Source organism: Neisseria perflava (assembly GCF_002863305.2).
GTDB classification, from domain to species: Bacteria; Pseudomonadota; Gammaproteobacteria; order Burkholderiales; family Neisseriaceae; genus Neisseria; species Neisseria perflava_A.
On sequence record NZ_CP136962.1, the window covers coordinates 1,747,528 to 1,767,971 of the forward strand.

General features: G+C 48.9%; 23 protein-coding genes and 1 tRNA gene. 8 read left to right on the plus strand and 16 right to left on the minus strand.

Annotated features, from left to right (window positions below):
* Positions 1 to 86 precede the first annotated feature (86 nt).
* The 5 genes from CYJ98_RS08120 to CYJ98_RS08140 all read left to right on the plus strand — a co-directional run bounded on the left by CYJ98_RS08120 (position 87) and on the right by CYJ98_RS08140 (position 5,231).
* Entirely contained in the window at positions 87 to 587 is a 501-nt protein-coding gene (locus CYJ98_RS08120; RefSeq protein WP_049331682.1) for a hypothetical protein, read from the plus strand.
* A 53-nt stretch (positions 588 to 640) separates the two neighbouring features.
* Positions 641 to 1,309, plus strand: a complete 669-nt coding sequence (locus CYJ98_RS08125) for a PspA/IM30 family protein (RefSeq protein WP_101756090.1) — start codon at positions 641 to 643, stop codon at positions 1,307 to 1,309.
* Positions 1,310 to 1,523: 214 nt separating this feature from the next.
* Entirely contained in the window at positions 1,524 to 2,189 is a 666-nt protein-coding gene (locus CYJ98_RS08130) for a YqiJ family protein (RefSeq protein WP_101756091.1), read from the plus strand.
* Positions 2,190 to 2,392: 203 nt separating this feature from the next.
* Complete coding sequence (locus tag CYJ98_RS08135) at positions 2,393 to 4,105, plus strand: flotillin family protein (RefSeq protein ID WP_101756092.1); 1,713 nt, start codon at positions 2,393 to 2,395, stop codon at positions 4,103 to 4,105.
* 118 nt (positions 4,106 to 4,223) lie between these two features.
* Positions 4,224 to 5,231, plus strand: coding sequence for an IS5 family transposase (locus CYJ98_RS08140; protein WP_107696763.1), 1,008 nt, complete (start codon positions 4,224 to 4,226; stop codon positions 5,229 to 5,231).
* Between the two features lie 475 nt (positions 5,232 to 5,706).
* Here CYJ98_RS08140 and CYJ98_RS08145 read toward each other — a convergent pair whose 3' ends face one another.
* The 11 genes from CYJ98_RS08145 to CYJ98_RS08195 all read right to left on the minus strand — a co-directional run bounded on the left by CYJ98_RS08145 (position 5,707) and on the right by CYJ98_RS08195 (position 15,651).
* On the minus strand, positions 5,707 to 6,132 hold the full coding sequence (locus CYJ98_RS08145; protein ID WP_101755792.1) for a F0F1 ATP synthase subunit epsilon: 426 nt from the start codon (positions 6,130 to 6,132) through the stop codon (positions 5,707 to 5,709).
* A 10-nt stretch (positions 6,133 to 6,142) separates the two neighbouring features.
* Complete coding sequence (atpD, locus tag CYJ98_RS08150) at positions 6,143 to 7,540, minus strand: F0F1 ATP synthase subunit beta (protein WP_003683789.1); 1,398 nt, start codon at positions 7,538 to 7,540, stop codon at positions 6,143 to 6,145.
* 38 nt (positions 7,541 to 7,578) lie between these two features.
* Positions 7,579 to 8,454, minus strand: coding sequence for a F0F1 ATP synthase subunit gamma (atpG, locus tag CYJ98_RS08155; protein WP_101755791.1), 876 nt, complete (start codon positions 8,452 to 8,454; stop codon positions 7,579 to 7,581).
* A 24-nt stretch (positions 8,455 to 8,478) separates the two neighbouring features.
* Positions 8,479 to 10,026 (minus strand): F0F1 ATP synthase subunit alpha, encoded by a 1,548-nt coding sequence (gene atpA / locus CYJ98_RS08160; protein WP_003676111.1) that lies wholly within the window; start codon positions 10,024 to 10,026, stop codon positions 8,479 to 8,481.
* Positions 10,027 to 10,036: 10 nt separating this feature from the next.
* Positions 10,037 to 10,570 (minus strand): F0F1 ATP synthase subunit delta, encoded by a 534-nt coding sequence (locus CYJ98_RS08165; protein WP_003683778.1) that lies wholly within the window; start codon positions 10,568 to 10,570, stop codon positions 10,037 to 10,039.
* A 4-nt stretch (positions 10,571 to 10,574) separates the two neighbouring features.
* The gene (locus CYJ98_RS08170) at positions 10,575 to 11,045 is read right to left on the minus strand and encodes a F0F1 ATP synthase subunit B (RefSeq protein WP_003708446.1); all 471 of its coding nucleotides are present in this window, start codon (positions 11,043 to 11,045) and stop codon (positions 10,575 to 10,577) included.
* Positions 11,046 to 11,118: 73 nt separating this feature from the next.
* Entirely contained in the window at positions 11,119 to 11,355 is a 237-nt protein-coding gene (gene atpE / locus CYJ98_RS08175) for a F0F1 ATP synthase subunit C (RefSeq protein ID WP_004519005.1), read from the minus strand.
* A 64-nt stretch (positions 11,356 to 11,419) separates the two neighbouring features.
* Entirely contained in the window at positions 11,420 to 12,286 is an 867-nt protein-coding gene (atpB, locus tag CYJ98_RS08180; protein ID WP_049331702.1) for a F0F1 ATP synthase subunit A, read from the minus strand.
* Positions 12,276 to 12,629 carry an ATP synthase subunit I gene (locus CYJ98_RS08185; RefSeq protein WP_049331704.1) on the minus strand — a complete coding sequence of 118 codons (354 nt, stop codon included), beginning with the start codon at positions 12,627 to 12,629 and terminating at the stop codon, positions 12,276 to 12,278. The genes atpB and CYJ98_RS08185 overlap by 11 nt, the downstream gene beginning before the upstream one ends.
* A gap of 281 nt (positions 12,630 to 12,910) precedes the next feature.
* Positions 12,911 to 13,768, minus strand: a complete 858-nt coding sequence (locus CYJ98_RS08190; RefSeq protein WP_101755790.1) for a ParB/RepB/Spo0J family partition protein — start codon at positions 13,766 to 13,768, stop codon at positions 12,911 to 12,913.
* 101 nt (positions 13,769 to 13,869) lie between these two features.
* A complete protein-coding gene (locus tag CYJ98_RS08195; protein ID WP_101755789.1) occupies positions 13,870 to 15,651 on the minus strand; it encodes a bifunctional chorismate-binding protein/class IV aminotransferase in 1,782 nt (593 codons plus the stop codon).
* Between the two features lie 166 nt (positions 15,652 to 15,817).
* On the opposite strand from CYJ98_RS08195, the gene ppk2 reads away from it, so the two are divergent.
* Positions 15,818 to 16,747 carry a polyphosphate kinase 2 gene (gene ppk2 / locus CYJ98_RS08200; protein ID WP_063068373.1) on the plus strand — a complete coding sequence of 310 codons (930 nt, stop codon included), beginning with the start codon at positions 15,818 to 15,820 and terminating at the stop codon, positions 16,745 to 16,747.
* A 53-nt stretch (positions 16,748 to 16,800) separates the two neighbouring features.
* Here the strand turns inward: ppk2 and CYJ98_RS08205 are convergent, their stop codons facing one another.
* The 5 genes from CYJ98_RS08205 to tpiA all read right to left on the minus strand — a co-directional run bounded on the left by CYJ98_RS08205 (position 16,801) and on the right by tpiA (position 19,179).
* Positions 16,801 to 17,235 carry a pyridoxamine 5'-phosphate oxidase family protein gene (locus CYJ98_RS08205; RefSeq protein ID WP_101755788.1) on the minus strand — a complete coding sequence of 145 codons (435 nt, stop codon included), beginning with the start codon at positions 17,233 to 17,235 and terminating at the stop codon, positions 16,801 to 16,803.
* A gap of 54 nt (positions 17,236 to 17,289) precedes the next feature.
* Positions 17,290 to 17,847 (minus strand): UbiX family flavin prenyltransferase, encoded by a 558-nt coding sequence (locus CYJ98_RS08210; protein WP_101755787.1) that lies wholly within the window; start codon positions 17,845 to 17,847, stop codon positions 17,290 to 17,292.
* 90 nt (positions 17,848 to 17,937) lie between these two features.
* A tRNA-Leu gene (locus tag CYJ98_RS08215) sits at positions 17,938 to 18,023 on the minus strand.
* A gap of 15 nt (positions 18,024 to 18,038) precedes the next feature.
* Positions 18,039 to 18,398, minus strand: coding sequence for a preprotein translocase subunit SecG (gene secG / locus CYJ98_RS08220; RefSeq protein WP_036492092.1), 360 nt, complete (start codon positions 18,396 to 18,398; stop codon positions 18,039 to 18,041).
* 7 nt (positions 18,399 to 18,405) lie between these two features.
* Positions 18,406 to 19,179, minus strand: a complete 774-nt coding sequence (tpiA, locus tag CYJ98_RS08225; RefSeq protein WP_004519014.1) for a triose-phosphate isomerase — start codon at positions 19,177 to 19,179, stop codon at positions 18,406 to 18,408.
* A gap of 184 nt (positions 19,180 to 19,363) precedes the next feature.
* Here tpiA and CYJ98_RS08230 point away from each other — a divergent pair, with 184 nt between their 5' ends.
* Both CYJ98_RS08230 and CYJ98_RS08235 read left to right on the plus strand, forming a co-directional pair.
* A complete protein-coding gene (locus tag CYJ98_RS08230) occupies positions 19,364 to 20,020 on the plus strand; it encodes a protein-L-isoaspartate O-methyltransferase family protein (RefSeq protein WP_101755786.1) in 657 nt (218 codons plus the stop codon).
* 50 nt (positions 20,021 to 20,070) lie between these two features.
* Positions 20,071 to 20,400 carry a rhodanese-like domain-containing protein gene (locus CYJ98_RS08235; RefSeq protein ID WP_101755785.1) on the plus strand — a complete coding sequence of 110 codons (330 nt, stop codon included), beginning with the start codon at positions 20,071 to 20,073 and terminating at the stop codon, positions 20,398 to 20,400.
* Positions 20,401 to 20,444: the final 44 nt, after the last annotated feature.

The following is a 20,444-nucleotide window of genomic DNA, read 5'->3' on the forward strand; positions in this document are numbered from 1 at the left end:
CATAAATATACGGTTTCAGGTATTGCGCCTCAGAATCCCATCTTGTATATTTGTATTCAAATGAATACAAACCAAATCAAACGAATATGAATGCAACGAACCGTATCCCAATTAGTGTGCGCATCACTCAGGAAGATGCTGATTTTATTGCCGAACTAAAAATCGAAGGTGCGAATACGCCGTCTGAAAAAATCCGCGAATTGCTCAAGCTGGCGCGCTTGGCGCATACGCAGACACGCGATTACGGCTCTGCACTGACGGCGCAGGAGCAATTTTTCCAAGCGGCAAAACACGAAATCTTGCACGCTGAAAAACAGGCCGGAGTGCATTCGCATATCGTGGCACGCTTGTTTGAACAACTGCCCGACTTGGGCGCAACACTCGCCGCCGACCTGCCCGAAGAAGCTGACCTCGACGATTTGAAAAAATACGAGCGCGAACTGATGTGGCGCATCGTCCGCCTCACCGACAGCATCCTGCAACTCGCCGTAACCGGAAAAGGCGCGGCATACGACGACAGCGTATTGCAACAGCTTGAAAACACTTTGAAACTGGCGAAGATTGTGCAGCAGGCAAATGAAGTTTAAGACTGCCGCCATACCAAATGAAACAAACACATTTTAGTGAAAGGAAAATCCAAATGAGCGAAACCCTATCCCGCCGAGTAGGCCGTCTGGTAAGCGGCGGTTTTCATGCCCTGATTGATGCAGCGGAAAACCTCGCGCCTGAAGCGGTAATGAACGAAAGCATCCGCGAAATCGAGCGGGCAGTAGATGAAGTGCGTGCTGAGTTAGGCAAAGTGTTGGCGCAGAAACATCTTGCCGCCAAGAAAATGGCCGACGAAAGCAACCGCCACGAAGCCATCGATGCCAATCTGCAAGCCGCCGTAGATGCCGGTCGCGATGATCTTGCCGAAGCGGGTATCGCCGAACAGATGGACATCGAAGCGCGTCTGCCCATCTTGGAAAACACCATTGCCGATTGTGCTGCACAAGAAAAAGAGCTCGAAGGCTTTATCGCCGCCCTGCAGGCGAAAAAACGCGAGATGCAGCAGCAGTTGCAAGACTGGCGTGCCGCACAGCAAAGCATGGGCACAGGCAAAACAGCCGGCAGCAACGGCAGCGATCTCAACCGCATTGCCCGTGATGCCGAAAAAAGCGGCAATGCCTTCGACCGTGTGATGGGTCGCCAAAACTCGGTACACAGCAGCACCGATGCGGCGCAGTTGGCCAAGCTGAAAGAACTGGAAGACTTAAGCCGCAACAACCGCATTGCCGAAAGATTGGCAGCATTGAAAGCGAAATCATAAGCCATATTGAGAAAATTGCAGTTTCAGACGGCCTCTATCTTCACGGGGCCGTCTGAAAAAAGAGAACCATACACGCCTCAATAACAAAAAGATGACGGATTGGGAAAAATCCTGTCAGTTACGACAAATTAATAAAAATATCCATATCCAATCGGCTTAACTTTAAAATAAAATATATGCCGTCTGAAAATTAAAAAGAATAAGGAAATGCAATATGTGGAATTTAATCAACGCCCCCGAAACTGAAATCTTCGGCATTGCCATTGCGCTGATGGTTTTGCTCGGTGTGTTGGAAGTCATTTCCATGCTGGCAGGCGGTATCAGCGACTGGTTGGACAACCTGTTGCCCGACAGTCTGACCGAAACCGCGCACGCCGAGGTCGGATTGGATGTGGCGGATGCAGGCATATTCGTGCGTTTCCTGAGCTGGCTGTATGTCGGACGTATCCCGGTATTGATGTTGATGGTGGTGTTCCTTGCTGTATACGGATTGACGGGTTATCTGTTTCAGACGGCCTTTGCCACTGTATTCGGCAGTTATCTGAATGGCACGCTGGCTGCAGTCATCGTTTGGTTTATTTCCCTACCCTTGGTGCGCGTGACGGCTAGTGGTTTGTACAAAATTATGCCGAAAGATGAAACCACTGCCGTTTTGCAGGAAAGTTTAATCGGCCGCGTCGGCACGGTGGTATTGGGCGAAGCTCGGGTAGGCAATGCGGCGCAAGTGCGCGTGAAAGATGCTTACGGCCAACAGCATTATGTGATGGCAGAGCCTGACTCTGAAGATGTATTAAAACAAGGAGATGCGGTATTGCTGGTGTCGTTGAACGGAAATACATTTAAGGCGATTTTGAATCCGAGCGGCAGCTTGGTAGATTAAGGCCGTCTGAAACCGCTGATTTATCGATACGGGAAAAATAGATACTTTACCGCCCTATCCTCACTATCTAGAAATTTGAAATAACAATTAGCCCCCCTATTATTTCAACCCATATTTTTAACCCTTTCAGACGGCCTCTTTCTCTCAAAGCCTTCTGAATCCACCGCCCCCAAAGGCATATTAACAAGAAGAAAGGAAAAACCATGAATTTGGTCTCCATCGGCACTATCGCCGGCGTCATACTCGTCGCGCTGTTTGTACTCGGCCTCATCCTGACCCGTCTGTATCGCCGTGCCAGCAAAGAAGTCTCATTTGTCCGCACCGGTTTTGGTGGCGAAAAAGTCATTATGAACGGCGGTGCGATGGTGCTGCCCGTATTGCACGAAATTATCCCCGTCAACATGAATACACTGCGCCTTGAAGTGCGCCGCGCTGCCCAACAAGCGCTGATCACCCGCGACCGTATGCGCGTTGACGTGATGGCGGAATTTTACGTCCGCGTTAAACCCAGCGCCGAGAGCATTGCGACCGCTGCACAAACGCTGGGTATGAAAACCATGTCTCCCGATGAGTTGAAAGACCTCGTCGAAGGTAAATTCGTTGATGCCCTGCGCGCCGTTGCCGCCGAAATGGCGATGGAAGAGCTGCATGAAAAACGTGTTGATTTCGTTCAGAAAGTACAGCAAGTCGTGAGCGAAGACTTGTTTAAAAACGGTCTCGAACTCGAAACCGTTTCCCTGACAGGCCTAGACCAAACCAGCTTTGAGTTCTTCAACCCGCAAAATGCCTTTGACGCGGAAGGTTTGACCAAACTGACCGAAACCATCGAAGGCCGCCGCAAAAAACGTAACGAAATCGAACAAGACACCGACTTGGCAATCAAAACCAAAAACCTCGAAGCCGAACAACAACGCCTGAAAATCTCACGCGAAGAAGAATACGCCAAACTCGAACAAGAGCGCGAAATCTCGGTACGCCGTGCTGAACAAGAAGCCAGCATCGCCGAACAAGAAGCCCAGAAAAAACGTGAAGCGGAAGAAGCCAAAATTGCCGCTGAACGCGAAGTGGATTTGAAACGCATCGCCGCCGAACGCGACATTAAAAACGAAGACATTAGAAAAGCACAAGCCGTTGAGCAGGCAGAGGTTGAACGCCGCAAAGCCATCGAATTGGCCGAGCAAGACCGCGCCATCGCCGTTGCCGAAAAATCGCGTGCCGAATCCGAAGCCAAAGCCGAAGCAGACAAAGCCCGCGCCGCCGCCGTTCGCGAAGAAGAGAGCGTGATTACCGTACGCGAAACCGAACGCGCCGAGCGTGCCAAAGCGGTTGAATTGATTGCCGCCGAAGAAGCTGCGCAAAAAGATGCGATTTCGCTCACTGTTGCCGCTGAAGCTGAAAAACAAGCTGCACAAGACCGCGCTGAAGCCGTGCGTATCGCCGCCGAAGCCGAAGCCGAGAAACAACGCCTTCAAGCCAAAGGTGAAGCCGATGCCAAGATTCTGTTGGCGCAAGCGCAAGAGCAACAATACAAGGTTGACGCCGAAGGTACCCGCGCTGTGAACGAAGCTGCCAACGTCCTGAGCGTTGAACAGGTTGAAATGCAAGTCCGCCTTGCCCTCTTAAAACACCTGCCGGACATCATCCGCGAATCCGTCCGCCCAATGGAAAAAATCGAAGACATCAAGATTTTGCAGGTCAATGGTCTGGGTGGCTTTGCCGGTGGTGCAAACGGTGCGGAAGGTGTTTCAGACGGCCAAACCACACAAGCCAGCCTTGCAGATCAAATGGTCAACAGTGCCCTGCGCTACCGCAGCCAAGCCCCGTTGGTTGACGGTCTCTTGAAAGAGTTAGGACTGAATGGTGGCAACATCAACGGCCTGACCCAAGGACTGGATAAAACCATCGACCAATCATAAACGAATGCCGTCATAATGGTTTAAAGGCCGTCTGAAACAGGTTTTCAGACGGCCTGAGACCTTTGCAAAATTCCCCCAAATCTCCTAAATTCCCATCAAGACATTTAGGGGATTTCTCATGAGCACCTTCTTCCAGCAAACCGCCCAAGCCATGATCGCCAAACACATCGACCGTTTCCCACTATTGAAGTTGGATCAGGTGATTGATTGGCAACCGATCGAACAATACCTGAATCGTCAAAAAACCCGTTACCTCCGAGACCACCGCGGCCGTCCTGCCTATCCCCTGTTGTCCATGTTCAAAGCCGTCCTGCTCGGACAATGGCACAGCCTCTCCGATCCCGAACTCGAACACAGCCTCATCACCCGCATCGATTTCAACCTGTTTTGCCGTTTTGACGAACTGAGCATTCCCGATTACAGCACCTTATGCCGCTACCGCAACTGGCTGGTGCAAGACGACACCCTGTCCGAATTGCTGGAACTGATCAACCGACAATTGACCGAAAAAGGCCTAAAAGTAGAGAAAGCATCCGCCGCCATCATTGACGCCACCATTATTCAGACCGCCGGCAGCAAACAGCGCCAGGCCATAGAAGTCGATGAAGAAGGACAAGTCAGCGGCCAAACCACACCGAGTAAAGACAGCGATGCCCGTTGGATAAAGAAAAACGGCCTCTACAAACTCGGTTACAAACAACATACCCGTACCGATGCGGAAGGCTATATCGAGAAACTGCACATTACCCCCGCCAATACCCATGAGTGCAAACACCTGTCGCCTTTGCTGGAAGGGATAGCCGAAGGTACGACCATCTATGCCGACAAAGGCTACGATAGCAAGGAAAACCGGCAACATCTGGAAGAGCATCAGTTGCTGGACGGTATTATGCGCAAAGCCCACCGCAAACATCAGCTGTCGGAAGCGCAAACCAAACGCAACCGATATTTGTCGAAGACCCGTTATGTGGTCGAACAAAGCTTCGGTACACTGCATCGTAAATTCCGCTACGCCCGGGCAGCCTATTTCGGGCTGATTAAAGTAAGTGCGCAAAGCCATCTGAAGGCGATGTGTTTGAACCTGTTGAAAGCCGCCAACAGGCTAAGTGCGCCTGTTGCTGCCTAAAAGGCGGCTGGATGCCTGATTATCAGGTGTCCGGGGAGGATTAGGAGGGTATTTGAGGAGAGTCAGTGGATATTTGAAACAAAAACAGTCGAAAACTTGTGTTTGGATTTCGGCTGTCGGGGGAGGGGGGGGAATTTTGCAAAGGTCTCGGCCTTTTGTTTATACAAAAACTTCCACAAATTCTAATATTTTCAATACTCACCAATTCAGATCTATTGCAGTTGCAATAAATTAGGAATTATCCAACCTGCTTTTTGTGGTTAAAAAAGATTGAGTGGGCTATTTTAAATGTGAATCACAAGGCTAACTACTTCAATAATGATCCACCAACAATTTAGTCATAAAAGCCGGTTCTAGCGTTTCGATTTCAAACTTATCATCTACTCATCTATCGATATTTCAATATCAAGCCGCTTATCTTCAGGCAAATAAAAAAGCACAACATTTCGTTGTGCTTTTTCTTGATGAACCCACATTACTTGTTTTTTTGCGAACGAAGGTAGTCCAAAGTTTTCAGCTGGGCAATGGCTGCTGCCAATGCTTTGTGCGCTTCGGCCAGAGATTTATCATCTTTGGCTGCAGAAACACCTGCCTCGGCTGCTTTTTTAGCTGCTTCAGCACGCGCCTGATCCATTTCGGTACTGCGGACGGCAACGTCTGCCAATACGGTAATCTTATCAGGCTGTACTTCTAAAACACCGCCAGAAACGGCAACCAGCACTTCTTCAGCTTCACCCGGAACAGTCAAACGCAATGTGCCGGGGCGTATCAAACTCATAATCGGCTCGTGTCGTGGATAAATACCAAGCTCACCTTGAACGGTCGGAACCACCACAAAGCTGGCCTCGCCCGAATAGATGTTTTGCTCGCTACTAACCACTTCAACTTGCATGGTGCTCATGCCGGCCTCCTTAGTTTAAGGTTTTCGCTTTCTCAGCCGCTTCTTCGATGCCGCCTACCATATAGAACGCTTGTTCAGGCAGATGGTCGTATTCGCCGTTCAAGATGGCTTTAAAGCCGGCGATGGTGTCACGCAATGAAACGTATTTGCCTGGAGAACCGGTAAATACTTCGGCAACGTGGAACGGTTGAGACAGGAAGCGTTGAATTTTACGGGCACGCATCACAGTCAGTTTGTCTTCGTCAGACAATTCGTCCATACCCAGAATGGCAATAATGTCGCGCAATTCTTTGTATTTTTGCAGAGTAGACTGTACACCGCGCGCTACGTCGTAGTGCTCTTGACCCAATACCATCGGATCCAATTGGCGCGAAGTAGAGTCAAGCGGGTCAACTGCTGGGTAAATACCCAAAGATGCAATATCACGGCTCAATACGACGGTGGCGTCCAAGTGGGCGAAAGTTGTCGCTGGAGACGGGTCAGTCAAGTCATCCGCAGGTACATATACGGCTTGGATGGAAGTAATGGAACCAGTTTGGGTAGAGGTAATACGCTCTTGCAAACGACCCATTTCTTCAGCCAATGTCGGTTGGTAACCCACTGCAGAAGGCATACGGCCCAACAGTGCAGATACTTCGGTACCGGCCAGAGTGTAACGGTAGATGTTGTCAACGAAGAACAATACGTCGCGACCTTTACCGTTTTCGTCTTTTTCGTCACGAAAGTATTCGGCCATAGTCAAACCAGTCAAAGCAACGCGCAGACGGTTGCCTGGAGGTTCGTTCATTTGGCCATACACCATGGCTACTTTATCCAATACGTTGGAATCTTTCATCTCGTGGTAGAAGTCGTTACCTTCACGGGTACGTTCACCCACACCTGCGAACACGGACAGACCGCTGTGCGCTTTGGCGATGTTGTTGATCAATTCCATCATGTTCACGGTTTTGCCCACACCGGCACCACCGAACAGACCTACTTTACCGCCCTTAGCAAACGGACACAGCAAATCGATCACTTTAATACCGGTTTCCAGCAATTCGGTAGTTGAAGACAACTCGTCGAATTTCGGAGCAGTTTGGTGAATGGCACGGCTCTTGTCGGTATCGATCGGACCTGCTTCATCAACAGGCGTACCCAATACATCGACAATACGACCCAATGTACCTTTACCTACCGGCACAGTGATTGGCGCACCAGTATTGCTTACAGACATACCGCGTTTCAGGCCGTCTGAACTACCCATTGCAATAGTACGGACAACGCCATCACCCAGAAGCTGTTGAACTTCCAGAGTCAGACCGTTCTCGTCCAATTTCAGGGCATCGTAAACATGCGGGATAGCGTCGCGTGGAAATTCCACGTCAACCACCGCACCAATAACTTGTACGATTTTGCCTTGGCTCATTATCGTATCCTAATTTCCTGTTCAGGCTTCAGACGACATTAAACTGCCGCTGCACCTGCTACAATTTCTGACAATTCTGTGGTAATCGCGGCTTGACGCGATTTGTTGTACACCAAGCGCAATTCTTTGATGGCATTGCCTGCGTTGTCGGTTGCGGCTTTCATCGCTACCATACGCGCGGCTTGTTCAGATGCCATGTTGTCGCTCAATGCCTGATAAACCACAGACTCTAAATAGCGGCGAACCAAATATTCCAATACGGCGATAGGACTCGGCTCGTAGAGGTATTCCCAAGTAAATGAAGAATGACCTGTTCCGTCGTCAATAACGTTTTCACCGATAGGCAGCAAAACTTCCATACGCGGCTCTTGGCGCATTGTATTGACGAAACGTGAGTAAACCATATGGATACGGTCTAATTCATGCTTCTCATAACGTTGGAAGATTTCGGTCAGAGGGCCAAGCAACGCTTCCATTTTTGGGGTATCACCCAAATTGGTTGCACTGGCAATAACATTCAAACCGATGCTTTGGCATGCAGCCAAACCTTTACTACCCAGGCACACGACTTCGACTTCGATACCTTGTTCCTGATACTCTTGAACTTGCGCCAAAAACTTTTTCAGTACGTTTGCGTTCAAGCCACCGCACAAACCTTTATCCGAGGTAATCAAAATGAAACCGGCACGACGCACTTCACGGTGCGGCTCCAATAATTTGATACCATGATCGGCATTAGTCTGTGCAAGATGGCTCATCACTGTACGCACTTTTTCGGCGTACGGACGCGCTAAGCGCATCCGGTCTTGAGTCTTCCGCATTTTAGAGGTCGACACCATTTGCATCGCTTTAGTGATCTTTTGGGTATTTTGAACACTACGGATTTTGGTGAGAATCTCTTTTCCGACTGCCATTTCAGACTCCTTTCATCTCAATACTTATGCTTGGTAAGCGTAAGAAGATTTGAAAGATTTCATGGCTTCGGTCAATGCTTTTTCGCTTTCGTCAGACATTGCGCCTGATGCATTAATCGCTTCCAGAACCTCAGGATGTTGCGTACGTACGAAACTCAAGAATTCTGCTTCGAAAGCCAAGGCTTTGGATACCGGAACATCTGCATAAGAACCGTTATTGATCGCCCACAAAGTCAATGCCATTTCGGCAGTGTTCAAGGTGCTGAATTGTTTTTGTTTCATCAATTCAGTAACCACTTCACCGTGTTGCAGCTGTTTACGTGTTGCTTCGTCCAAATCGGAAGCAAATTGCGAGAACGCCGCCAATTCACGGTACTGTGCCAACGCCAAACGGATACCGCCACCCAGTTTTTTGATGACTTTGGTTTGTGCTGCACCACCTACGCGCGATACGGAAATACCGGCATTGATTGCAGGACGGATACCGGCGTTGAACAAGTCGGTCTCCAAAAAGATTTGGCCGTCTGTAATCGAGATTACGTTGGTTGGTACGAATGCGGATACGTCACCGGCTTGGGTTTCAATAATTGGCAACGCAGTCAGAGAACCAGTTTTGCCTTTTACTTCGCCATTAGTCAGTTTTTCAACTTCGTTTTCGCTGACGCGGGCTGCACGTTCCAACAGACGGGAGTGCAGATAGAATACGTCGCCAGGATATGCTTCACGGCCAGGAGGACGGCGCAACAGCAGAGAAATTTGACGGTATGCAACGGCTTGTTTAGACAAGTCATCGTATACGATCAACGCATCTTCACCACGGTCACGGAAGAATTCACCCATGGTACAACCGGAGTAAGGAGCGATGTATTGCAGTGCAGCGGCTTCAGAAGCAGTTGCAGCAACCACGATGGTATGCTCCATCGCGCCATGCTCTTCCAATTTGCGTACTACGTTGGCAATAGAAGATGCTTTTTGACCGATAGCCACATAAATACAGATTACGCCTGTCCCTTTTTGGTTAACGATGGCATCCAGTGCCACGGCAGTTTTACCGGTTTGACGGTCACCAATGATCAACTCACGTTGACCACGACCAACCGGAACCATAGAGTCAATGGCTTTCAGGCCGGTTTGCATTGGTTGGTCAACCGATTTACGCGCAATCACACCTGGTGCAATTTTCTCGATTGGAGCAGTCAATGTTGTGTTGATTGGACCTTTACCATCGATAGGACGACCCAATGCATCAACCACACGGCCAACCAGTTCGCGACCGATCGGCACTTCCAAAATACGGCCGGTACAGGTAACTGTATCGCCTTCTTTAATGTGTTCGTACTCACCCAACACTACGGCACCGACGGAGTCACGCTCCAAGTTCATGGCCAGACCGAAAGTGTTACCGGGGAATTCGAGCATCTCACCTTGCATCGCGTCTGACAAGCCATGAATGCGCACAATGCCGTCTGTAACAGAAACAACGGTACCACGGGTACGCACTTCTGCATTGACGGACAGATTTTCGATTTTGGCTTTAATCAAATCGCTAATTTCAGCAGGATTAAGCTGCATGAAAACTCTCCTAATTTGTCATAGTCGCATACAAAGCATTCAGTTTGCCTTGTACGGACAAATCCAAGACCTGATCACCCACTTCTACTTTGATGCCGCCGATTAATTCAGGGGCGACTTTAGTTACCACATCCAATTTGCTGTTGAAGCGTTTTGTCAGGATATCGGTAACATCGGCCAGCTGCTGAGAACTGAGCTCATACGCGCTGTAAATTACTGCCGATTTCGTATTGTTGTGTATCAAGGTCAAATCTTGATATTGGGCATAAATTTCCGGCAATACCAGCAAACGCTTTTGCTCGGCCAAAACGGTAATAAAATTTGCCAATTCGACATTTTTGATACCGACAAGACCTTTGAGCGTTTCTGCTTTTTCGGAAGCTCCCGTTTCCGGCTGCTCGATGAAAGCAATGACTTTCTCATCTTGAACAACCGCTGCGAGTTCTTTCAGTTCGCCCAACCAAGACTCGATTTGGTTTTTTTCCTGAGCCAGACTAAATAATGCTTTCGCATAAGGTCTGGCAATCGTTGCGAACTCTGCCATAAGATTACAGCTCCTGTTTTAAGGCACTGAGCAGATCTGCATGTTTGGAAGCATCGACTTCTTTACGCAGGATAGATTCCGCACCTTTAACAGCCAATGAAGCGACCTGTTCGCGCAACACTTCGCGTGCACGGTTAACTTCTTGCTCTACATCAGCTTTTGCTTGGGCTGCAATGCGTGCTGCTTCATGAGAAGCTTGCTCTTTGGCTTCTTCTACAATTTTTGCAGCACGTTTTTCGGCGTTGGCAACCATTTCGGTTACCTGATTACGCCCTTCGGCCATAAGTTCTGCAACTTTTTTCTCTGCCTGCTCAAAATCGCTCTTACCGCGCTCGGCGGCAGCCAAGCCCTCGGCGATTTTTGCGGCACGCTCATCCAATGCTTTGGCAATCGGAGGCCATACGAATTTCATCGTAAACCAAACCAAGCCAAAGAAAACTAGGATTTGCGCAAATAAGGTTGCATTAATATTCACGTTACTTAACCTTCGTATCTGGGTTAATCAAACAGACGGCAAGCCTGTATCTGAACGGATCGCTCCGTCTTGATTACGCACCACTAAACGGGTTAACGAAGGCGAACAACAGGGCAATAGCCACACCGATCAAGAAAGCCGCGTCGATCAGACCAGCGATCAAGAACAGTTTGGTTTGCAGAGGACCGATCAGCTCAGGTTGGCGAGCAGAAGATTCCAAGTATTTAGAACCAACCATTGCGATACCGATAGAGGCACCCAATGCGCCCAAGGCAACGATCAAACCACATGCGATAGCAATCAAACCCATTTTTAAACTCCTTAAAATAGTAAAGGTTAAACTACAAAAAACAAACTACAAAAAAACTACTTGATTAGTGTGCATCATGCGCCTGTCCGATATATACGAACGCCAACGCCATGAAAATAAATGCCTGCAAGGTGATGACCAAAATGTGGAAAATCGCCCAAGCCAAACCGGCAATCAGGTGGAACACAAATAAAATCGGATCCAAAGTTTCGACACTGCCGGTTGACGCCCATGCACCGCCCAACAGAGCGATCAACAGGAACACCAGCTCGCCGGCATACATATTACCAAACAACCGCATACCGTGAGATACGGTTTTGGACAAAAACTCTACCAAGTTCAGCAGGAAGTTGGCCGGAGCAAGCCACGGACCGAAAGGTGCGCAGAACAACTCGTGAATCCAACCGCCAAGGCCTTTGATTTTGACATTGTAGTAAATACAGATCAGCAATACGCCAATCGCCAGAGCCAAAGTCGTATTCAAGTCAGCTGTCGGCACGACGCGCAACAGAGCATGATGATTACCGGTAATGCCTTGCCATGCCATCGGCAGCAAATCAACTGGCAGCATATCCATGGCGTTCATCAAGAGAATCCAGACAAACAAGGTCAGACCCAATGGGGCAACGGCTTTACGCGATTGTTCGTTATGGATAATGCTCTTACACATGTTATCCACGAATTCGAACAGAATTTCAACAGCCGCTTGGAAACGACCGGGAACACCGGCCGTCGCTTTTTTGGCACCGCGCCACAAAAGAAAGCTGCCGATTACGCCCAATAGAACGGCAAAAAAGATTGCATCAAGGTTAATGAACGAAAAATCAGCAATGTTTTTCAGTCCTTGACCCTGAGTAACATCCGACATACTGGTCAAGCTTTGCAAGTGGTGCTTGATGTAGTCGGCAGCGGTCATAGTTTCACCTGCCATAGTGTTTCACTCTCAACAATACTAAAAAAACCAAATGACTGACGCCAAGAAACGCCAATAAAAATGGGTAAAATACCAGTGATCGATGCCATATCGCAAAAACGACCAACATAGATACCAGCGACAGCACTACTTTTAAAACCTCTCCGCCGATAAACATCGAACTTTGCAGATCGGGATTTCGTCGGGAAAACTTTAAAAGTAAAACTGCAACTAGGGTAGGCAAAATGTACGAAAATCCTCCCGCCAAAGCAGAGAGGAAGCCGGGCAATCCGGAAAATAATGCACAAACAACTGAAATTATTAACAATACAATCACTTGCAATGGGACTATCTGATTCATTGTACTTTGTACCCCAAAAAGCAAGGCAGGCTAATATAATCAAGAAGTTTGTTAACGTCAAGCAATATGTTAATCTTTGTGAACCTTTCACAAATAAATGATTAACACATATAAAACAAATCTTTGCTGGAATGGAGTTTAACACAAATTACATGTTGTTACATAGATTTTACAGAAGATTTTGATTTGTATTGTAAACATTTATACGCTCTACGCTTTTTCAAAAATTGAGGCCGTCTGAAAAGCTTTTTTTCAGACGGCCTGTTCTGTTTATAAAGCCGTTAGAACGCTTGATTGATGCCCAACTGCTTCAGCAAATATTCGAATGTTTCCGGCGTATCAAAATGCAGCACGATTTTGCCTTTTTTCTGATTGCTGGTTTTGACTTCGGCATTAACGCCCAAATGCTCGGTCAATGCATCATTGATGCGGCGGATATCCGGGCTGATGGTTTTGGCTGCTTCGGGCTTGGCTTTTTGATGCGCCAATTGGCTGCGGCGTTCTACTTCGCGCACCGACCAGCCGTTTTTGACGGCTTTTTGCGCCAACTCCAATTGATCGACCACATGCAAGGTCAGCAACGCACGGGCATGACCCATTTCCAGACGGCGTTGGTAAAGCATTTCCTGAACCGGCTCAGGCAGGCCCAGCAGGCGCAGGCTGTTGGAGATGGCGCTGCGGCTTTTACCGACGGCTTTTGCGATGGTTTCGTGGGTCAGGCCGAATTCGTCGGCGAGGCGTTTCAAACCTTGCGCCTCTTCAATCGGATTGAGGTTTTCACGTTGCAGGTTTTCAATCAAACCCATGGCCAACGCGGTTTCGTCACTGATGGTTTTGATGACGACGGGAATTTCGGTCAAACCGGCTAACTGGGAAGCGCGCCAACGGCGTTCGCCGGCAATCAATTCATATTGAGACAGACCACGTTCGCGTACGATAACCGGCTGGATAATGCCTTGCGCTTTAATGGAGTCGGCCAATTCCTGCAAGGCTTCGTCATCCATTTGCACACGCGCCTGATAGCGGCCGGGCTGAATATCGGCGATGGCAACCGTTGTCAGGCGGTCGCTACTGCTGCTGTCCACCGCATTGGATATTAGCGAATCCAAACCGCGTCCCAATCCTTTTGCTTTTGCCATATTGTTTTCCCTTTCAGACGGCCTCAATGTTGAAATGACGTATTCTATCGGATATTGCCGCTTTACGACAATTTGAATCACGATGATTTGACCCTCGCTATTTATTTACGGAGCGAAACCGCAAACACACCCCTTAAAGCATTGCTCAAGCGGATTTCTTCCGCATTTTCCAACATAGAACGCGAGATGTGGGTTTCTTTGATTGTATCCGCACCTAAAAGCCGCGGCTGCTTCAATACCGCTTGGCGCATTACCCCATTCAAAATATCCAAATCCAAAGACGGCGTAAGCCATTGTCCCTGATATTTGATAAACACATTGCTTCTTCCGCCCTCCAACAACAGGCCGTCTGAATTGAAAAACAAGCTGTCAAATGCGCCCTGCCCTTCTGCCGTTTTCCACGCTTGGTCAAACATTTCACGGCGCGTGGTTTTGAAACGGCGCAGATAATCGCGTTGGCTTAATGTGTGCTCACTCAAGATGACGTATTGTTGTTCACTCAATTCAGAAACAGCCGCATGGCTCAATGCGAGGCCGTCTGAAAACAAGGCGGCTTTGACTCTAAATAACCCTCTTGGCAACGCATCTATATAATGTTGGATTTGCTCTATTGCGTTTTCAGGCCAAGTCAGGTTGAGTGCTTGCGCCGAGCTGTTCAGACGGCCCAAATGCAAATCAAGCAACCGGCATTGTTTGTCTTCCACGCGCATGGTTTCAAAAATACCAAAATCAGGCCGCAAGTCATTGAGAAAGCGCGCCTTCCAACCGCACTCGCGATATTCGGCCTCCGGATCGCTATCAATCACAATCCCCGAACCCACGCCATAAACACCTTGATAAAGGCCGTCTGAAACCGGCTTCAGAGATAAAGTGCGGATCACGACATTAAACACGCCTTCAAACCCCAAACCCGTATCACACGGATGCAAAAAGCCAATGCTGCCTGTGTACAAACCGCGCGGTTCGGATTCGAGGGACTCAATAATCTGCATACTCATGCGTTTGGGCGCGCCGGTGATACTGCCGCACGGGAAGGCTGCACGGAGAATATCGGCAACCGAAACACCAGCCAGCGCCTGCGCTTCGATGGCACTGGTCATCTGCCAAACACTGCCGAAACGGGAAACTTTAAACGGTTCAGGCACGCGTACTTTGCCTGTTTGCGCGATTTTGCCGAGGTCATTGCGCAACAAATCGACAATCATCACATTTTCGGCGCGGTTTTTCGGATCGTTTCGCAATTCAACGGCGCGGCGTTCATCTTGTCCGTCATGAAGAATCGGCGCAGTGCCCTTCATCGGCTCGGTTGTAATCAGGCCGTCTGAATCGATTTTGAGGAAAAGTTCGGGAGAAAAACACAAAGTCCACGCGTCCTGCCCTACCCCGTCGGGCAGACAAGACAAAACGGCATACGGCACAGGCTGGCGCAAGCGGCGGTAAAGTTGAATCGGATTGCCGTAAGTTTGCAGGTACAGGCGTGCGGTGTAATTGATTTGATAGGTATCGCCGCGGCGGATGGCTTCGTGGATTTGATGGATATGCTCGAGATAATCGGCTTCGGATACGGAGAATCGGGGAGTGGAAATACCTGCCTCAAGGCCGTCTGAATGATTGGCCAGCCAGCTTTCGGCATCGATTTTGGAACAATCGGCAAACCAGTGCAAACGCAGACTGCCACTGCGGCCAGATGGAATATCCATCAGCGGCAACCCAAATTCGTAGTCTGCAAACAACACTGCATGCAAACCCTTTTTCCAGCCGGCTTGCAAAATACTTGTTAACGAATCCAGTTCGTTATGATAAAACCGATGGCTTTCTACATGATTTTGATAGAGTTTTGCTCGGCCGCTCACGGCATCGTCAAACAGGGCAAAATAAGGCATGATTGCTGTACAAATAGGCTGATTATACGCTGCTTTTACATAAGTTAGCAGACAAATTCAAAAAAAGCACTCGAATGTAATTTTATGTAGTCGAACGAAGTATAAAAGGGTAGAATCAAACCATACCACACTATATCATTTAAAACTTAATCGATAAGGAGACTTTATGGCAGACCACCAACTAGAACCGTTCGAAAATGTTGAACTGGGCGAGAAACAAGACCAGCTGCAAGTATTCGAAAAGGCTGTTTTGGAACACGAAGGACGCGGTTCAGACGAGGATTCCAGCAGCGCACCGCTTCCTGCCAATTACCCGTACAAACAACGTATGCGCCGCTCTGTTTACGAAAAAGAAAAACAGAAGCTGCAAATCGAATTGTTGAAAGTACAAAGCTGGGTTAAAGATTCCGGTCAGCGTATTGTCAGCCTGTTTGAAGGCCGCGACGCAGCCGGTAAAGGCGGTACCATCAAACGCTTCATGGAACACCTGAATCCGCGTGGCGCACGCGTGGTTGCTTTGGAGAAACCAACCACTACCGAACGCGGCCAATGGTATTTCCAACGCTACATCCAAAACCTGCCGACCGCAGGCGAAATGGTATTCTTCGACCGCTCATGGTACAACCGTGCCGGCGTAGAACGCGTAATGGGCTTCTGCGAACCTAACGAATACCTGCTCTTCATGCGTCAAACCCCTGAATTGGAACGTATGCTTGTTGCCAGCGGCATCCATCTGTTCAAATTCTGGTTCTCCGTATCCCGTGAAGAACAACTCCGTCGCTTCATCTCTCGCCGTGACGATCCACTGAAACACTGGAAACTGTCCCCTGTGGACATCCAGTCGCTCGACCGCTGGGACGACTACACCGAAGCCAAAAACGCCATGTTCTTCCACACCCATACCGGCGACGCGCCTTGGGTCATCATCCGCTCCGACGACAAAAAACGTGCACGTTTGAACTGTATCCGCTACTTCCTGCACCAGCTGGACTATCCGGGCAAAGACGTGAAAGCCATCGGCAAAGTGGACGAGAAAATCGTTTTGGTTCCTGATACACGTTACAAAGACAAAACTGTCGAGCTCGGACATGATTAATTTGTAACATTACCAAAGGCCGTCTGAAATTTCATCTTTCAGACGGCCTTTTCTTAATCCTCGCGATTCCAGTACGTTTTTTGTGCGAATACCAATTTATTGTCAGTGAATTTTACATTATCTAAATTCAACGCCCAGACATCACTTTTCATCACTCGAGCAGCAGGATGCGCTTTGTAAAATAAAGACTGCGCCGCCTTCAAATCCGCTTCATCTTCAATCAAAGCGGCAGTCGCCGCAAACTGAACACCGTTGATTTTCGTGATACTGTCAGGCTGACCGGCGATGGTGCCGGCTACTTTGGCAGAACGGCTCATCAGTCCGCCATGCTTTGTTTTCAAAGAAGTCAGCACAATTAGGCGGGCATTGGCTTCATCAAACACATAAAAACAGCAAGCCGCCCAAACTTCGCCGTCTGCCGCAGCAGCAATACTGACGACATGATGATTGCTCAAAAATTTAACGATATTGGCAGGAATCGCTTGCATGATTTTTATCCTCTTTCTCAGTGTATTAAATTTATTTTCAGGCCGTCTGAAACATCAGCCCTGCCAGCGCGGCGCATCGGTTTGAAAAATACCGAACAAGTCCAAAGCATGAGAGACGCTGTGTGTAATCATATCTTCGATGGATTCAGGCTTCTGATATAAAGCCGGAACGGGAGGAAACACAATACCGCCCATCTCTGTTACACGGCGCATATTGTCGATGTGTGCCAAGTTTAACGGCGCTTCACGCACCATCAACACCAGCCTGCGCCGCTCTTTCAACGTTACATCCGCCGCACGGCTGAGCAAATTATCGGCAAACCCGTGAGCAACCGAAGCCAAAGTTTTCATTGAACACGGCGCAATCAACATTCCATCCGTCAAAAACGAACCGCTGGCAATACTTGCCCCGACATTACGGATAGAATGCACGACATCCGCCAAAGTATAAACGTCTTCTTTAGTGTAATCCGTTTCCAAAGCACGGGTCATCTCCGCCCCTTGCGAAACCACCAAATGCGTTTCTACCTGATGCTCACGCAAAAGCTGCAAAGCCTTCACGCCATACTGAAAACCGCTGGCACCGCTGATGCCGACAACCAAACGCTTCATTGTATTTCCCTGTCTCGGCCTAAAAATAAAGGAAAAGCAGATTCTCAAGACGAAAAAATAACCGCTAAAAAGCGGTTAGATTTTCTAATGTGGTGCCGACAGCGAGATTTGAACTCGCACAGCCTACGGCCACTACCCCCTCAAGATAGCGTGTCTACCAATTCCACCATGTCGGCATAAATCAAATTGTCTTACTGCTGCTGAGGATTCGGAGCAACAGGAGTTGTATTGTTTTGTGCAGGCGTTGCAGGCTTAGGAGCTTGCTGGGTCTGCTTCACATCGCTGAAGTCTAAACCGTGCTTATTGGAGTGGGTGTGAATATACACCATTGCCATGCAGGTCGCAAAGAAAAATGTTGCAGCAACGGCAGTCGAGCGGCTGAGGAAGTTGGCATTACCGGCAGAACCGAATACACCTTGCGCGCTACCGCTGCCGGAACCGAATGTTGCGCCGGCATCCGCACCTTTACCGTGTTGCAGCAATACTAACACGATTACAAATAGAGCGGAAATAATATTAATAATCCAGATAAGGGTTTTAAAGGCTTCCATATGTTTTCTACGAGGCTTGTGCTGCGTTGATGATGGCGGTAAAGGAGTCATATGATAATGACGCGCCCCCAACCAATGCGCCGTCTACATGAGGTACTGCGAAGATGTCGGCCGCGTTATCCGCTTTCACACTTCCGCCGTAAAGAACGCGGATTTTAACATCGCTTCCGCACAAAGACAAGATTTCTTTGTAGATAAATGCGTGCATGTCGGCGATTTGTTCGACGGTGGCGACTTTGCCTGTACCGATCGCCCAAACCGGCTCGTAGGCAACGGCGATGTTTTTGGTGTTCAAACCTTGCAGGATGGAAAGCTGGTGGGCAATGACTTCGTGTTCTTTACCGGCTTCGCGTTCTTCCAAGCTTTCGCCGACGCACAACAATGGAATCAGGCCGACGTTGAGGACGTTTTCCATTTTGCGGCGTTGGATTTCGTTTTTCTCGCCGAAATAAAGGCTGCGCTCGGAGTGGCCGATGAGGACGATGTCTGTACCGATGTCGGCAAGCATTTCGGCGGACACTTCGCCGGTGTATGCGCCGTTATTCGGGAAACGGCTCACGTCTTGCGCACAGGTCAAGATGCGGTTGTTCAAAACAATCTGCATGGCGTTGTGCAGTTGCAACAGATAAACGGTCGGAGCGGCCAGGCCGATTAACACGCGTTCTGCGGTTGGCATGACACGGAAGCGGTGCATAAGTGCATTGTTGTTTTGGAGTCGGCCGTTCATTTTCCAGTTGCCGATAACCCATTTTTGGTCCCACATTCCGATTTGGTGATACATCTTTATTGCTCCGTGTGTTGGTTGTTGCTTGCTTGTAGCGTCGTGTAATGTGAAAGTTTAGTGGATATATGTGCGCTTGGCAATTATTAACGGGCCTCCGGGGCCGTCTGAAAGATGGCACACTCTCCGACAAGGATTTATAATGTATGCTTCGATAAAATTAAGAATTGAACGGAGCACAAATATGGACTTTGAAAAAGCGCGTTTCAATATGGTTGAACAGCAGATTCGTCCGTGGGATGTCTTGGACTTCGACATTTTGGATGCTTTGGAGGAGATCGAGCGCGAACATTTCGTCGGCGAGGCTTTTCAAGGCTTAGCCTATGCGGATATGGGGCTGCCGCTGGCCAACGGCCATAAGATGTTGGAACCCAAAGTCGTTGCCCGCCTGGCTCAAGGCTTGAAACTGAAAAAAGATGAAACCGTCTTAGAAATCGGTACAGGCTCAGGCTATGCAACCGCCCTGCTGTCCAAACTGGCCGGCACAGTCGTGACCGACGACATCGACGCCGAGCAGCAGCAACGCGCCAAAAAAGTTTTGGACGAATTGGGCTTTACCAACGTCGATTATGTGCAAAACAACGGCCTGACCGAAGCATCGCAAGGCGCTCCTTTTGATGCGATTTATGTGGGCGGCGCAGTAGACAGTGTACCTGAAATTCTGAAAGAGCAACTGAAAGACGGCGGCCGTATGGTGGTCATCATCGGCCGCAAACCGGTACAACACGCGCTTTTGCTTACGCGCAACGGCAACGAGTTTTCCGAAAAGGTATTGTTCGACACCGTCGTGGCACACTTGGAAGACAAATCGGCCAATCCGTTCGGCGATTTCGATTTTTAAACAACAGGCCGTCTGAAAGTTCAGACGGCCTCATACTTTTACCCAACCCTATGACCGACATCATCCAACTCTCGCCCACCGAATTGAAACAATGGCAGGACGAAGGCCGCGCATTTCATCTGCTCGACGTCCGCACCGATGAAGAACGTGCCATCTGCACCCTACCCGCCGCCATTCATATCCCGATGAACCTCATCCCCCTGCGTCAAAATGAGCTGCCCGACGATGATTTACCCATCGTCGTTTACTGCCACCACGGCATCCGCAGCCTGCACACAGCAATGTATTTGGAAGACGCCGGATTTGAAAACCTTTACAACCTGCAAGGCGGGATTGATGCTTGGGCAATGCAGGTGGACAACAAAATGATGCGGTATTGAATCGGTTTTATCAATAAAAGGCCGTCTGAAACTGGATTTCAGAC

Bases quoted from the DNA above. Each gene is read 5' to 3' on its own strand.
- CYJ98_RS08120 (WP_049331682.1), top strand. From the start codon at position 87: ATGAATGCAACGAACCGTATCCCAATTAGTGTGCGCATCACTCAGGAA.
- CYJ98_RS08125 (WP_101756090.1), top strand. From the start codon at position 641: ATGAGCGAAACCCTATCCCGCCGAGTAGGCCGTCTGGTAAGCGGCGGT.
- CYJ98_RS08130 (WP_101756091.1), top strand. From the start codon at position 1,524: ATGTGGAATTTAATCAACGCCCCCGAAACTGAAATCTTCGGCATTGCC.
- CYJ98_RS08135 (WP_101756092.1), top strand. From the start codon at position 2,393: ATGAATTTGGTCTCCATCGGCACTATCGCCGGCGTCATACTCGTCGCG.
- CYJ98_RS08140 (WP_107696763.1), top strand. From the start codon at position 4,224: ATGAGCACCTTCTTCCAGCAAACCGCCCAAGCCATGATCGCCAAACAC.
- CYJ98_RS08145 (WP_101755792.1), bottom strand. From the start codon at position 6,132: ATGAGCACCATGCAAGTTGAAGTGGTTAGTAGCGAGCAAAACATCTAT.
- atpD (WP_003683789.1), bottom strand. From the start codon at position 7,540: ATGAGCCAAGGCAAAATCGTACAAGTTATTGGTGCGGTGGTTGACGTG.
- atpG (WP_101755791.1), bottom strand. From the start codon at position 8,454: ATGGCAGTCGGAAAAGAGATTCTCACCAAAATCCGTAGTGTTCAAAAT.
- atpA (WP_003676111.1), bottom strand. From the start codon at position 10,026: ATGCAGCTTAATCCTGCTGAAATTAGCGATTTGATTAAAGCCAAAATC.
- CYJ98_RS08165 (WP_003683778.1), bottom strand. From the start codon at position 10,570: ATGGCAGAGTTCGCAACGATTGCCAGACCTTATGCGAAAGCATTATTT.
- atpE (WP_004519005.1), bottom strand. From the start codon at position 11,355: ATGGGTTTGATTGCTATCGCATGTGGTTTGATCGTTGCCTTGGGCGCA.
- atpB (WP_049331702.1), bottom strand. From the start codon at position 12,286: ATGGCAGGTGAAACTATGACCGCTGCCGACTACATCAAGCACCACTTG.
- CYJ98_RS08185 (WP_049331704.1), bottom strand. From the start codon at position 12,629: ATGAATCAGATAGTCCCATTGCAAGTGATTGTATTGTTAATAATTTCA.
- CYJ98_RS08190 (WP_101755790.1), bottom strand. From the start codon at position 13,768: ATGGCAAAAGCAAAAGGATTGGGACGCGGTTTGGATTCGCTAATATCC.
- CYJ98_RS08195 (WP_101755789.1), bottom strand. From the start codon at position 15,651: ATGCCTTATTTTGCCCTGTTTGACGATGCCGTGAGCGGCCGAGCAAAA.
- ppk2 (WP_063068373.1), top strand. From the start codon at position 15,818: ATGGCAGACCACCAACTAGAACCGTTCGAAAATGTTGAACTGGGCGAG.
- CYJ98_RS08205 (WP_101755788.1), bottom strand. From the start codon at position 17,235: ATGCAAGCGATTCCTGCCAATATCGTTAAATTTTTGAGCAATCATCAT.
- CYJ98_RS08210 (WP_101755787.1), bottom strand. From the start codon at position 17,847: ATGAAGCGTTTGGTTGTCGGCATCAGCGGTGCCAGCGGTTTTCAGTAT.
- secG (WP_036492092.1), bottom strand. From the start codon at position 18,398: ATGGAAGCCTTTAAAACCCTTATCTGGATTATTAATATTATTTCCGCT.
- tpiA (WP_004519014.1), bottom strand. From the start codon at position 19,179: ATGTATCACCAAATCGGAATGTGGGACCAAAAATGGGTTATCGGCAAC.
- CYJ98_RS08230 (WP_101755786.1), top strand. From the start codon at position 19,364: ATGGACTTTGAAAAAGCGCGTTTCAATATGGTTGAACAGCAGATTCGT.
- CYJ98_RS08235 (WP_101755785.1), top strand. From the start codon at position 20,071: ATGACCGACATCATCCAACTCTCGCCCACCGAATTGAAACAATGGCAG.